Annotated in this window: 11 protein-coding genes; 5 read left to right on the top strand and 6 right to left on the bottom strand. The window is 73.6% G+C overall.

Going from position 1 to position 12851, the window contains the following annotated elements; genetic code table 11:
• Positions 1-2: 2 nt before the first annotated feature.
• The 3 genes from ABD126_RS00095 to ABD126_RS00105 all read right to left on the bottom strand — a co-directional run bounded on the left by ABD126_RS00095 (position 3) and on the right by ABD126_RS00105 (position 2670).
• Positions 3-482 (bottom strand): flavin reductase family protein, encoded by a 480-nt coding sequence (locus ABD126_RS00095; protein WP_343931441.1) that lies wholly within the window; start codon positions 480-482, stop codon positions 3-5.
• Entirely contained in the window at positions 482-1438 is a 957-nt protein-coding gene (locus ABD126_RS00100; protein ID WP_343931442.1) for a TauD/TfdA dioxygenase family protein, read from the bottom strand. The genes ABD126_RS00095 and ABD126_RS00100 overlap by 1 nt, the downstream gene beginning before the upstream one ends.
• 89 nt (positions 1439-1527) lie before the next feature.
• The gene (locus tag ABD126_RS00105; protein ID WP_343931444.1) at positions 1528-2670 is read right to left on the bottom strand and encodes an ROK family transcriptional regulator; all 1143 of its coding nucleotides are present in this window, start codon (positions 2668-2670) and stop codon (positions 1528-1530) included.
• Positions 2671-2855: 185 nt separating this feature from the next.
• Here ABD126_RS00105 and ABD126_RS00110 point away from each other — a divergent pair, with 185 nt between their 5' ends.
• The gene (locus ABD126_RS00110) at positions 2856-3659 is read left to right on the top strand and encodes an LLM class flavin-dependent oxidoreductase (protein ID WP_343931445.1); all 804 of its coding nucleotides are present in this window, start codon (positions 2856-2858) and stop codon (positions 3657-3659) included.
• On the opposite strand, the gene ABD126_RS00115 is transcribed toward ABD126_RS00110, so the two are convergent.
• The 3 genes from ABD126_RS00115 to ABD126_RS00125 all read right to left on the bottom strand — a co-directional run bounded on the left by ABD126_RS00115 (position 3660) and on the right by ABD126_RS00125 (position 6580).
• Positions 3660-4466, bottom strand: a complete 807-nt coding sequence (locus ABD126_RS00115) for a HEPN domain-containing protein (RefSeq protein WP_343931446.1) — start codon at positions 4464-4466, stop codon at positions 3660-3662.
• An 11-nt stretch (positions 4467-4477) separates the two neighbouring features.
• The gene (locus ABD126_RS00120) at positions 4478-5677 is read right to left on the bottom strand and encodes a GmrSD restriction endonuclease domain-containing protein (RefSeq protein WP_343931447.1); all 1200 of its coding nucleotides are present in this window, start codon (positions 5675-5677) and stop codon (positions 4478-4480) included.
• Positions 5678-5797: 120 nt separating this feature from the next.
• Positions 5798-6580, bottom strand: a complete 783-nt coding sequence (locus tag ABD126_RS00125) for a helix-turn-helix transcriptional regulator (RefSeq protein WP_343931448.1) — start codon at positions 6578-6580, stop codon at positions 5798-5800.
• 58 nt (positions 6581-6638) lie between these two features.
• On the opposite strand from ABD126_RS00125, the gene ABD126_RS00130 reads away from it, so the two are divergent.
• From ABD126_RS00130 to ABD126_RS00145, 4 genes are all read left to right on the top strand, one after another.
• The gene (locus tag ABD126_RS00130) at positions 6639-7481 is read left to right on the top strand and encodes an alpha/beta fold hydrolase (protein WP_343931449.1); all 843 of its coding nucleotides are present in this window, start codon (positions 6639-6641) and stop codon (positions 7479-7481) included.
• The gene (locus ABD126_RS00135; RefSeq protein ID WP_343931451.1) at positions 7469-8332 is read left to right on the top strand and encodes a patatin-like phospholipase family protein; all 864 of its coding nucleotides are present in this window, start codon (positions 7469-7471) and stop codon (positions 8330-8332) included. Before ABD126_RS00130 ends, ABD126_RS00135 begins: the two co-directional genes overlap by 13 nt.
• Before the next feature lie 61 nt (positions 8333-8393).
• On the top strand, positions 8394-11756 hold the full coding sequence (locus ABD126_RS00140) for a S8 family serine peptidase (RefSeq protein WP_343931452.1): 3363 nt from the start codon (positions 8394-8396) through the stop codon (positions 11754-11756).
• Between the two features lie 157 nt (positions 11757-11913).
• Positions 11914-12693 carry an esterase/lipase family protein gene (locus ABD126_RS00145; protein ID WP_343931454.1) on the top strand — a complete coding sequence of 260 codons (780 nt, stop codon included), beginning with the start codon at positions 11914-11916 and terminating at the stop codon, positions 12691-12693.
• The last annotated feature ends 158 nt before the right edge of the window (positions 12694-12851 follow it).

Below are 12851 nucleotides of genomic sequence, written 5' to 3' on the forward strand. Positions count from 1 at the left end.
TCCTAGATCGTGTGGTAGCGGCCGTCGTGGTAGAGCAGGGGAGGGACGTCGTCGCGCAGCGCGGTCTCCACCACGCGCGCCAGGACCAGGTGGTGGTCGCCCACCGGCAGCCGGGACTCGACCTCGGCGCGCAACCACCCGGCCACGCCGTCGAGGACCGGTTCGCCGCCCGCGAGCCTTCGCCACCTCGTGGGGGCGGCGAACCGGTCGAGGCCGCTCGTGGCGAAGCGCCGGGCGAGGTCTTCCTGGTGCGCGCCCAGGAAGTGCACGACGACACCGCGCGCGTCGCGCACGTGCGGCCAGCTGGAGGACCCCGTCGAGACGCCGAAGGACACCAGCGGCGGCTCGGCGCAGACCGAGGTCAACGACGTGGCGGTGAAGCCGGCCGGGCCGTGCTCGGCGTCGGCGGTGATCACGACCACCCCGGCCGGGTGGCGCCGGAACGCCGCCCGGAACGCCGACGACGGCAGCACGGCGGTCATCAGTCGACCTTGACGGTGTGCTCGGCGGTGAACGGCGCGCCCGCCACCAGCTCCGACTCGCGCCCGTCCGGGCCCACCGGCACGTCGCCGACCAGCGTCACCCGGTGCAGGCGGCGCTCGACGTCGAGGTGTTCCAGGTCGTTCGGCGCGAGGTGGGCGGTGGCGCGGTTGTCCCAGAACGCCACGCTGCCCGGCTCCCAGCGGAACCGCACGGTGTACTCCGGGCGGGTGATCTCGGCGTAGAGCAGGTCCAGCACCGCCCTGGACTCGCGCGGCGACAGGTCCACGACGTGGCTGGTGAAGCCGGGGTTGACGAACAGCGCCTTCTCGCCGGTCTCCGGGTGCACACGGACCACCGGGTGCACCGCCACCAACAGGTTGTCGTTGACGCGCTTGGCGTACGCGCCGTCGCCCTGGCCGTGCGCGCCGCCGTACCGGTGCTCGGCGCGCAGGCCGTCCACGAAGGACTTGAGCGGGGCGGACAGGCCTTCGTAGGCCGCGACCAGGTTCGTCCACGTGGTGTCGCCGCCGCGCTCGGGCACCGTCTCGGCGCGCAGGATCGAGCCGGCCGGCGGGTTCACCGCGGGCGTGACGTCGGTGTGCCAGCCGGAGAAGTAGCTGTACCGGCGGCGCTGGACCTGCTGCGTGAAGTCCGCGCCGTAGCGCTCCTCGTAGCGGCGCGGGTCGATGGTGAAGATCTCCGGGAAACCGCCGGGAGGGGCGTCGTCGTGCGGGTGCGCGTAGGTGAGTTCGCCGAACTGGCGGCCGAATGCGACCTGGCTCGCGTGGTCCAGCGCCTGGTCGCGGAAGAAAAGCACCTTGTACTCGTTGAGCGCGTTCTTCACCAGGTCCAGCGCGGCGGCGCCCAAAGGTCGGGAAATGTCGATTCCCGAGATGTCCGCACCGATGTGACCTGCTACGGGACGCACCGAAATCTTGTCGAGGGTAGCCGTCATCGCTTTCTCCTTGCGGGGTTCGAATGCTTACCGGAACAGCTTCGCCCGGGCTCGGGCGGCGGTCAATTTTGCGATTTCGGAAATTAACTTCAGGCGCACAGGTCGAGCGGGCTGCCGTAAATGGCGTCCAGCACGACCGAACCGGCGGCCACGCTCAGCACGTCCCGGCCGAAACTGGTCGGCACGACCGCGGCGGCCCGGTCGCCGACCTGCGCGCGCACCTCGGCCAGGCACTCCGGCACGTGCACGACACCGGCCTCGGCGACCACGAGCACCTCGGGGTTGATCACGTCGAGCAGCAGCCCGGCGGCCCGGCCGACGTGCCGCGCCCGTTCCCGCAGCAGGGCCACGGCGGCGGCGTCGCGCGCGCGGGCGAGGTCGAGCAGCAGCGGCAGGGACGGTTCGGGGATCAGGCCCGCGTCCGCCGCGCGTTCGGCGACCGCCCGGTCGGACACCGTGGCCTGGAAGCAACCCCGCCGGCCGCACGGGCACGACGCGGTGCTGCCCTCCAAGCGCAGGTGCGCGACGTCACCGGACGCCGAGCGCGGCCCGTGGTGCACCGCGCCGCCGGTCGCGATCGCCGCGTCCACCACGTTGCCCACGAACAGGTGCACCATGCTGGACCGGGTCCGCTGGTCGCCGAACAGCTGCTCGGCGCGAGCCAGCGCGCGGCCGTGGCTCTCCACGTGCACCGGAAGTCCCAAGGGGCGCAACGCTTCCCGCGCCGGCACGTCCCGCCACCCCAGTTGGCTGTGCCGCACGACGACCCCGCGCTCCGGGTCCACCCAGCCGCCCGTGGCCAGCCCGACGCCCAGCGGCGTGCGGCCGGCGCCGGCGCGCTCCAGGAAGGCCGGGAACCGGGCCAGGACGCGCTCGAACACGGCCTCGGGCGTGCGCGCCCGGTGCGGCTCACGTTCCTGGTGCAGCACCCGGCCGCGCAGGTCCACCAGGGACAACGTCGTGTGCGGGACGGCGATGTGCACACCGCACACCGCGTACCGGTCCACGTCGATGTCCACCGGCACGTGCGGTCGGCCGACGGTCGCGCGCGGCACGCGCCGCTCGTCGACCTCGCGCACCAGCCCGCGGTCGGCGAGTTCGGCGTACTGGCGGGTGACCGCGGCCGGGGACAGGCCGGTCAGCCGCGCGATCGTGCTGCGCGCGACCGGGCCGTGGTCCAGCACCGAGCGCAGGACGGTCGCGGCGGTCGCGCCGCGGCGGCGGGTCTGCATGGGTGTCCTCCCGTGCCGATGTCCGAAGTGGACTGATCAGGCGGGGTTGGCACACAGCGCGCTCGCCTGCCGCCGGAAGTCGACGTGGCGGCGCGAGCTCAACGCGGCGGCCTGGGACATGGCCCGATGCTGGCACCCCGGCTCGGCGCGGGCCAAGGGCGTTCGGATCGTGAGAAGGTGTGGTCATGCGTTGCGGGATCGTGTTGCCGTTCTTCGACGCCCCCGACGTGGCGGAGTGCGCCGCGCGGGCGGAGACCGCCGGGTGGGACGGGGTGTTCCTCGCCGAGTCGGTGTGGGGCGTGGACGCGTGGGTCGCGCTGACGGCCGCGGCCATGCGGACGTCGAACCTGGTGCTGGGCACCATGTTGACGCCGCTGCCCCGGGTCAAGCCGTGGGACCTGGCGTCCAAGGTGGGCACGCTGGACCGGTTGTCCGGCGGGCGGGTGCGGCTGGCCGTGGGGCTGGGCGCGCTGCACCCCGGGTGGACCGCGTTCGAACCCGACCAGGGGCGCGCGGAACGGGCGTTGCTGCTGGAGGAAGGCCTCGCGGTGTACGACGGGCTGATGCGCGGGCAGCCGTTCTCGTTCTCCGGCAAGCGCTACTCGGTCGACCCGACCGACTTCTTCCCGCCACCGCCGCCCGTGCAGCGCCCCCGCGTGCCGGTGTGGGTGGTGGGCGCGTACCCCCGCCGGGTGTCGCTGCGGCGGGCGGCGCGGTGGGACGGGTTGCTGCCCAACGTCGTCGCGCCCGGCGCGGAGGCGCGGAGCCCGGCGGGACCGGAGGAGTTGGCGGAGGTCGTCGCGGTCGTCCGGTCGCTGCGGGAGGCCGAAGGCCTGCCGTGGGAGGGCTACGACGTGGTGGCGGAGGGCGTGGGCCCGGTCGACCTCGGCGCGTGGGCGGAGGCCGGCGCGACGTGGTGGATCGAGTCGGACTGGGAGTCACCCGCGGCGAAGATCCGCGACCGCATCGCCCAGGGCCCGCCGCGGTGATCACCCGCCCGAGTTCAGCGAGGGCCGGGGCACCTCGACCAGATCCGCTATGACACCCGAAAGCACCTTGAGGAACTCAGACGCTTCGAGCACCTTGTCAGGTCCGGGGAACACGTTCGCGCCAGTCGGGTGGGCGATGCCGTTGCGACTCTTCATCAGGGCTTCCAGACGCGCTTTGGCTTCGTTCGTGCACTCGGTGTCGGCGATCTTGGCCAAGTGGGCCTTCAGCCGCGACTGCTTCCCCAGTTCCTTCCAGACGTCGGTGATGTCGACACGTCTGAGGACCTCGGCCAGCGTGGCGGGGTTCATGTTGGTCTCGGTGATCGACAGCACGCGAGAGGAGATCGATACTCCCTCGACGTCATTGGTGCCCGTCAGGTTCTCGGCGAGTCCGATCACCAGTTGTTCGGCCTCGGTGGAGGTGTAACCGAAGCGGCTGGGGTTCTGCGCGACCTCGAGTGTCTTGACCCGGAGTTCGTTGCGCAGGCGGTCGGGGAGGGCGCGGTACGTGGACGCCTTGGCTGCCATGTCGTCGGCCAACGCGACGACCAGCTCTCGGACGAAGTGCTCGAAGCGGCCACATATGTAGAGGAGGATCGATCCCGACAGCACGGGTAAGTCCGTGCGGACGTGTGGGGCGGCATCGGCAAGGTCCGCCGCTTCCGACCAGGTGACGGTGCCTTCGCGGATCTCTGCGGGCACGTCGCTCCCGGCGAAGCGACGGAACTCCTTGATCAGTCTCAGCAGGTGGTTCGCCCGCTGCAAGTCTGCGTGGAACTGGTCCAGCGCCAAGGTTGCGGAGGACATGGGGCGCTCAGTCATCCCCTCGCATGGAGGATCTCGTCGGCGAGTTCAACCCGCTCGTGGATCGCGTTGATCGTGTTTCCCCGGCCGACGAGGACGTCGTACTTCGCCTCATCGTCCAAGGCGGACTTGAGTGCGGCGCGGATGCTGTCCGCCCGGTTCTCGATGTCGATCTCGGGATTCCGGCTCAAGGCGATCATGAGCGCGTCGTAGAGCGGTCGGCTGAGGCGCTTGGACGTGAGCCGGAACGTCATGTCGCCGAACACTGCACGAAGTCGGCTCAGGCACGTGATGAACTGCTCTTCCATGGCCTGGGACTCATTGTCGTCGAGCATCGCGTGCTTTTCCATGTAGCTGTCGAGGATCGACCGCAGCGAGCCCTGCTTGCCGGTGACGATGGCATTCCGGAGCGCGAAGAACCGCAGGACCAGTTCAGCGTCGGCCAATGAGGAGTAGAGCGGGTTGCGCAGCAGCTCCTCGGTCGGTTCCCGCTCTTCACCGGCTACCTGCGGCGGGATTCCCCAGGTGTCGGTGAACGCGGCGGAACGGGCGAGTTTGATCAGCAAGGCGTTGAAGGTGCCCGGGTAGAGGGCGTTCCGGAGTTCCTGCGGGTTCAACCGCGTGCCACCGGTGTTGAGCCGGTCGAAGAGGACGCGGCGGACGTCGAGGCCGTCTTCCGCTGTCTCTTTGGTTTCCGCCAACAGCACGACGGCAGGCAGGCTCCGGCGCAGGAGGCCCTTCTGGAGCACCTTGGGCAACTTGCTGAAGCGCAGGCGGTTGAGTTCCGGCCAGTACTCAAGGCCGCTCAGCGCGTACTCGTCGCCGAGGAAGGCGCTGATCGCTTCCAGGCGCTGGCGACCGTCGATCACCTCGTACTCGTTGTAATCCCGTTCGAACAGGAAAATGGGCGGCACCGGGATGTTGAGCAGGAACGACTCGATGAGCAGCGACTTCTTCTTGTTGGACCAGCGGAGCCGTCGCTGGTAGGCAGGTGCCGTGTCGATCAGCTCTTTACCGGGTTGCAGGGCGTGGCGCAGGTAGTCGAGTTGGTAGTCCTTGGTCTCCCGGACGACTCGGAGCTGGCTGATCGCGTACTTCTTGCCGGGATCGGTTTGATCGGCGTCGTGGAGGCGCTCGCCCGGCTCGGTCTCACTCTCCTGCTCGAACCACTGCTCGACATCCTCGGCACCGATGCCGACGCGGGTTTCGCTCATTGCGCGAGTGTAGCGGCCGGTGTTCTGCCTCGAAGCAATCGCAGAAAAGTGAGGACTCCTCGAACGGGATCGGCTGTCCAATCTGTACGACTGCGGCGATCGGGGCAATTTGTCGGCGATTTACCGCATGATTGCGGCTGAGGGCGCGTAGGCGGTCGGGGTGGTGCCGGTCAGGGCGCGGAAGTCGCGGTTGAGGTGGGACTGGTCGGCGTAGCCGCAGCGGGCCGCGACCTCCGCCGGCGGGGTGGTGGGCAGGAGGCTCGCCGCGTGGTGCAGGCGCAGGACGCGGGCCGTGGTCTTCGGGGGCAGGCCCAGGTCGTGGCGGAACCGGCGGACCAGGTGTTGGCGGGTCCAGCCCAGTTCCGCCGCCAGCGCCTCGATGCGCAGCGTGCCGCGGGTGGCGGTGAGGCGGCGCCAGGCGTGGGCCAGGCGCGGGTCCAGGGGTGGGCCGGTGCGCAGGCGGCGGGCCAGGCGGTGGTCCAGGGTGGTCCAGCGGTGCGGCCACGTGCGCAGGTCGGCCAGGCGTTCGGGCAGGTGGGTGGTCAGCGCGTCGGTCAGGGCGACGGCGGCGTTGGCGAACTCGTGCAGCGGCCCCAGCAGCGCGTAGGCGGCCGGCGGCGACAACGCGACGGTCACGCCCAGCGCGCGGCCGGACTGCACGGCGGTCAGCGGGCGGTCGCGCGGGCCGATGATCGGTGACGGCGGGAGGCCCGCGCGGTCCGGCGTGATCAGGTCGAGGGTCACGGTCACCGCGGCCAACGGGGTGACCGTCCAGCTCTGCGGGCCGGTGGTGGTGTCGTGGGCGCTGTAGGACAGGACGCCCGGCACGTCCGGCCGGCCGAACGACAGCGGGTCGGCGCGGGCGACGTCGCGCCGCGGTGCGACGAGCGACCAGGCCGACATGGGCGCGAGTTTACTTTCGTCCAAGACGGCGGCGCGGCGGATTCGTAGCGTTCCCCGCATGAAAACGGGGGATTTCCGCAGTTCGCAGGCTCGTGACCGGTACCTGGCCGCCTACCGCGGGGCGTGGGAGGCGTGCCCGGAGCCCGACGCCGAAATGGACGTGCCGACCGCGTACGGCACCACCCGGGTCTACCGGTTCGGGTCGACGGGCGCGCCGCTGGTGCTGCTGCCCGGGTTGTCGGCCACGGCCGCCGGGTGGGGCGAGGGCCTCAAGCGGTACCTGGGCGACCGGACCGTGTACGCGGTGGACACGCTGGGGGAGGCCGGGTTGAGCGTGCAGACCGCGCCGATCCGGGACGCCCGCGACCGGGGCCGGTGGCTGGGGGAGGTGGTCGCCGGGCTCGGGGTGGGGCGGGCGCACCTGGTCGGGGCCTCGACCGGCGGGTGGCACGTGTGCGCGGCGGCGATCCACGCGCCCGAGCGGGTCGCGTCGGCGAGCCTGGTGGACCCGACCGCCGTGTCCGTCGGCTTCTCCTTCGGCGTGGTGTGGCGCGGGGCCGTGGCCATGCTGGTGCGGCACGACCGGGCGTGGGCGTGGTTCCTGCGCTGGGCGGGCGGGTTGGACGTGGACCGGCCGGACGTGCGGCTGGTGCTGGCGGGCGTCCGCGAGTTCCGGGCGCACCTGCCGCCGCAGGTCCCGTTCGGCGCCGACCTGCGCCGCGTCACCGCCCCGACGTTCGCGGTCTTCGGCGGGCGCAGCGTCGTGCACGACGGGGCGGAGGCCGCGCGGCGGCTGCGGGCGGCGCTCCCGCACGCCGAGGTCGAGCTGTGGCCCGGGGCCGACCACCGGCTGGACGCCGCCGAGCGCGTCCTGGAGTTCGTGCGACGATGCGGTGCGTGATCGAACTCCCCGGCCCGGTCGGGTTCGTGCTGGGCGGCGGCGGCAGTCTCGGCGCGGGCCAGGTCGGCATGCTGCGCGCCCTCGCCGAGCACGGCGTCACGCCCGACCTGGTCGTCGGCACGTCCGTCGGCTCGGTGAACGGCGCGCTGGTCGCCCTGGACCCGGACCACGCCGCCACCCGGCTGGCCGAGATCTGGCACCACATGACCCGCGCCCGCGTCTTCCCCGGCGGCCTGCTCGCCCAGGCACGGACGCTTCGTCAGCACAAGACGCACCTGTTCCCCAACACGGGTCTGGCGCAGGTGCTGGAGTTCGGGCTCGGCGGGGTCGCGGACTTCGCCGAGCTGACCCTGCCCTTCGGCGCGGTGGCGGTGGACTGCGTGACCGGCACGGCGCTGACCCTCACCGAGGGCGACCTGGTGTCGGCGGTGCTGGCCAGCGCCGCGATCCCGGGCATCTACCCGGCGGTCCACCGCGAGGGCCACGTGCTCTACGACGGCGGCGTGCTGGCCAACGTCCCCATCCGGCAGGCGCTGGCGATGGGCGCGAAGTCCCTGGTGGTGCTGGACTGCGCGTTCCCCGGCCACCTGCCGACGGTGCCCGGCACGCTCGCCGAGACGCTGCTGTTCTGGGCCACGCTGGGGATGCGCAACCAGGCCGTGCTGGAGGTGGAGCTGGCGGCGGCGGACGTCCCGGTGCTCTACCTGCCCGGACCGCCCGTGCAACCGGTGACACCGCTGGACTTCGGCCACACGGCGGAACTGGTCGAGGCCTCCTACGCGGCGTCCACGACGTTCCTGGCCGGGGTCCGCGTGGACGGTCCGGGGCTGTACGGCCACCCGTCCGGCTGAGAACCCGATCCGCGCCGCGAGCGGATAGCCCTCGGGAACACCGTCTCCTTGGGGGTACGTCTTGCGCATCGGACAACTGGGCGTCGTCGTCGGCGTCCTGCTGGGGCTGGTCGTGGTGGTGGCGCCCGCGGCCGCCGCCGGACCGCCGCCGCCCGCGCCCGTCCGGCACGTCACGCTGATCACCGGCGACCGGGTGGCCGTCGCCGGCCGGGACGTGGTGGCCGTGGAACCCGCGCCGCGCGCGGAACCGTTCGGCTACCACCGCCACGTCGACCGCCACGGGGACCTGCACGTCGTCCCCGACGACGCCGCGCCGCTGGTCGGCGAGGGCCGGCTGGACCCGCGGCTGTTCAACGTCAGCGAGCTGCTGCGGTCCGGCTACGACGACGCCGCGCGCGCCGACGTGCCGCTGGTGGTGTCCGGCCCGGGTCCGGCCGCCGGGACGGCGGTGCCCAAGGACCGCTCGGGGCGGGCGTTCCGCGACCTGGTCGGGCCGTCGGCGCGGTCGGCCGGCCGGATCTGGCTGGACGGCCCGGTGCGGGCCCTGCTCGACCGGACCGTGCCCGCGACCGGCGCGCCGCGGGCGTGGGCGGCCGGCCTGACCGGGCGGGGCGTCAAGGTCGCCGTCCTGGACACCGGCTACGACGCGACGCACCCGGACCTGGCGGGCCGCGTGGTGGCCGCGCGGGACTTCACCGACAGCGGCGGCCCCGCCGACGACCACGGCCACGGCACGCACGTCGCCGCCACGATCGCCGGGTCGGGCGCCGCCTCGGGCGGGCGGCTGCGCGGGGTGGCCCCCGAGGCGTCGCTGCTGGTCGGCAAGGTGCTCGACCGGTCCGGGCGCGGCCGGGAGTCGCAGCTGATCGCCGGCCTGCGGTGGGCGGCCGAGCAGGGCAGCGACGTGGTGAACGTGAGCGTCGGCGGGTACGAGACCGACGGCACCGACCCGTTGTCGCAGGCCGTGGACGAGCTGACCCGGCAGCACGGCACCCTGTTCGTCGTCGCGGCGGGCAACCGGGGGCCGCTGGACCGCAGCGTCACCACGCCCGCCGTGGCGGCGGAGGCGCTGGCGGTGGCCGCGGTGGACGACGCCGGCGCGGTGGCGGACTTCTCCTCGCGCGGACCGGTCCCGGGCAGCGGCGCGGCCAAGCCGGACCTCGCCGCGCCCGGCGTGGACGTGGTCGCGGCGCGGGCGGCGGGCACGGCGATGGGCCAGCCGCTGGACGCCCTGCACACCCAGTCCTCCGGCACGTCCATGGCCGCCCCGCACGTCGCCGGCGGCGCGGCGCTGCTGGCGCAGCGGCACCCGGACTGGCCTGCGGGGCAGCTCAAGGCCGCGCTGATGGGGTCGGCGAACCCCACCGCCGACACGCCCGTCACCGCGCAGGGCGCGGGCCGGCTCGACCTCGCCCGCGCCGCCGCCGCGACCGTGACCGCCGACCGCGGCGACGTCGGCTTCGGCGACGTCCCGGCGGGCACGACCGCCACCCGACCGGTCACCTACCGCAACACCGGCCCCGCGCCGGTCGTGCTGCGGCTGCGGACCGACCTCGGCACGGTCACCCCGGACACCCTCGTGGTCCCGGCGCACGGCACGGCCACGGCCTCCGTCTCGGTGCGGGCCGACCAGCCCGGGGCGCGGTCGGGCCGGCTGGTGGCCGAGGGCGGCGTCGTGCGGGTGCTGACCGTGCTCTGGGCGCACACGCCCCACCCCGTGCACGACCTCACCGTCCGGGTGGTGGACGAGAACGGCCCGGTGCCGGCCCGGATCGCGTTGACCAACCTCGACACCGGCGAGCACAGCCTGGCCCCGACCGACCAGGCGATCCCCGTCGAGCGCGGGCGCTACGCCCTGGTCGTCGGCGGCATGGCGCAGCGCGGCCGGTTCCTGATCGGACGGCCCGAGGTGGCCGTCCAGGGCGACGTGGAGGTGGTCGTGGACGTCCGCGCCACCCGGCCGCTGACGGTCGAGTTCGACCAGCCGGTGGCGCAGCGGGGGACGTGGAGCGTCGGCATGGGCGTCGGGCCGCTGCCGAACCTGCCCTCCGGCGCCACCGCCGTCGCGCACGGCGAGGTGGGCGCCCCGATGCACCTGGAGATCGGTCCGGGCGAGGCCCCGCACTTCCGGTACGTCTACGGGGAAGCGCGCTTCGAACGGCCGCTCGCGCTCACCCTCGCCGGGCAGGGTGTCGAGGCCCGGCCGGTGATGGGCGGGCCGTGGCCGGCCGACCCGGACGTGCGGGCGGACGCGGTGCTCGACGGGGAGCAGGTCGACGTGCGCGGCAAGGTCGTCGTGCTGTCGGTGCCGGACGCGGAGTTGTTGCCGCGCCTGGAGTCGCTGGCCCGCGCGGGCGCGGTGATGGCCGTGCACGCGGGTCCGGTGCGGGGCGTCGAGATCGAGCGCGCGGCCCTGCCGCTGGCCTTCGCCGACGCGTCGGTGGCGGACCTGGTGCGCGGCGGTCCGGTGCCGGCGACGGCGCAGTGGGTGGCGGCGAGCCCGCGCCTGCACTTCGCGGCGTTCCGGGGCACCCGGTGGCAGGACCACCGGGTGCGCGTGGCCGACATGGCCGAGGTGCGCACGCGGGTGCACGCGGTGGGGGAGCGGCAGGTCGTGTACCCCAGCGCCGGAGCGGCGTGGGACGACAGCGCCCTGACCCTGTACGGCGGCCCGGTCCGCGGTGCGGTGGAACAGACCGTCCACTACACGGCCGGCCGGTGGGCGTCGGCCCACGACCTCGGCGGCTCCCTCGCGCCGCGGGTGGAGTTGGCCGCGGGCGAGCGCACCACGCACGACGTGCTGCGCGCGGTGCTCGGCCCGGTCCTGCGCGGCGAGTACCTCCAGGCCGACCGGACGGGCGACGCGATGGCGATGCGCGTGCCACTGCTGGCCGACACACGCGGCCAGTGGGTGCGGGTGTACGACCGGAACCTCACCCGGCACACCACCGTGCACCGGGACGGACATCCGGTGACCGCGACCGACGCGGAGATCGTGGAGTTCGCGGCCGTGTCGGAGCCCGCCCGGTACCGCGTGGAGTCGCGGGTGCGGCACGAGGGCGCGTTCTCGACGGACGTCCGGGCGGTCTGGGACTTCCCGTCGCGGCGCGGCGAGTCCCGGTTGCCGTTGCTGGTCGTGCGGTTCACACCCGAGGTGGACCTGGCGAACCGGGCGACCGGCGGGGCCCTGCGGGTGCCGTTCGCCGTGCAGCGGGTGGAGGGCGCGCCGGGGTGGCCGTTGTCGGGTGTGACGGCGGAGGTGTCCTACGACGACGGGGTGACGTGGGCGGCGGCTCCGGTCCGCGCCGGCCACGTGCTGCTGGACGCGCCGCACAGCGGGTTCGCCTCGTTGCGGGTCAAGGCCCGGGACGTGCGCGGGGCGTCGGTCGAGCAGACCGTCGTGCGGGCCTTCGGTCTGCGCTGACCCGGCGGGGCGCGACCGGCCGTGGTCGCGCCCCCCGTTCCGCCCGTGGAACCGCCCCGACACCGCGTCGAGACGTATCTGGGACTGGTGCAACCGGTTCTTGGGAAACATCATGGAAACCCGGGAACGCTCGACGGCGAGCGCGGGGGGAGGAGCCATGTCGGCACTACCGGAGATCCCGCCGGAGCACACCGGCACGCCACCGCACCTGCTCTGGTACCTCACCGAACCGACCCGGGCCGTGGTGGACATCGGGCAGTTCGCCGCCACCCGGTCCCTGCTGCGCGCCGCGCCCAGCGGTGACGGGCACACCGTGCTCGTCCTGCCCGGCCTGGGCGCCACCGACGGGGCCACGGGCATGCTGCGCAAGTTCCTCACCGGGCTGGGCTACGCCGTCCACGGCTGGGGCCTGGGCCGCAACATCGGCCCGTCGGTCCCCGTCGTCACCGGCATGCGGTCGCTGCTGCGCACCCTCGCCGAGGACGGCCCGGTCAGCGTGGTCGGGTGGAGCCTGGGCGGCATCTTCGCCCGCGAACTGGCCCGCGAGGCGCCCGAGCTGGTGCGCCAGGTGGTCACCCTGGGCAGCCCGTACGCGATGACCGACCTGCGCCAGACCCGGGTCAACCCGGTCTACCAGCTGCTGGCCCGCTTCTACGTGGCCGGCGCGGACCGACCGCCGCCCGAGCACACCCGACCGCCGATCCCGGTGCCCGCCACGTCGGTGTACTCCCGGTCCGACGGCATCGTGGCGTGGCGGACGTGCATCGAGGAACCGGGTCCGCGCCGCGAGAACGTCGCCGTCACCGGCAGCCACCTCGGCTACGGCTACAACTCGTCCGTGTGGTGGGTGGTCGCCGACCGGTTGGCCCAACCGGTGGGCGACTGGCGGCCGTTCACCCCGCCGCCGGGCATGGCGAAGATGTTCCCGGCCCGGTGACCTCGACCGGATCGTCCAGGACGCCGTCGCCGAGGGGCGCACGTCGCTGACGCTCGTCGCCCGGATCAACCGCGACCACCAGGGCGACGTCGCGTACGGCCGGTCGCTGGCGACCGACCCGGCGCTGGAGGTCACCTTCAACACCCCGCCCGCGAACG

Source organism: Saccharothrix mutabilis subsp. mutabilis, from assembly GCF_039521145.1.
In the GTDB taxonomy this organism is placed as follows: Bacteria; Actinomycetota; Actinomycetes; order Mycobacteriales; family Pseudonocardiaceae; genus Actinosynnema; species Actinosynnema mutabilis.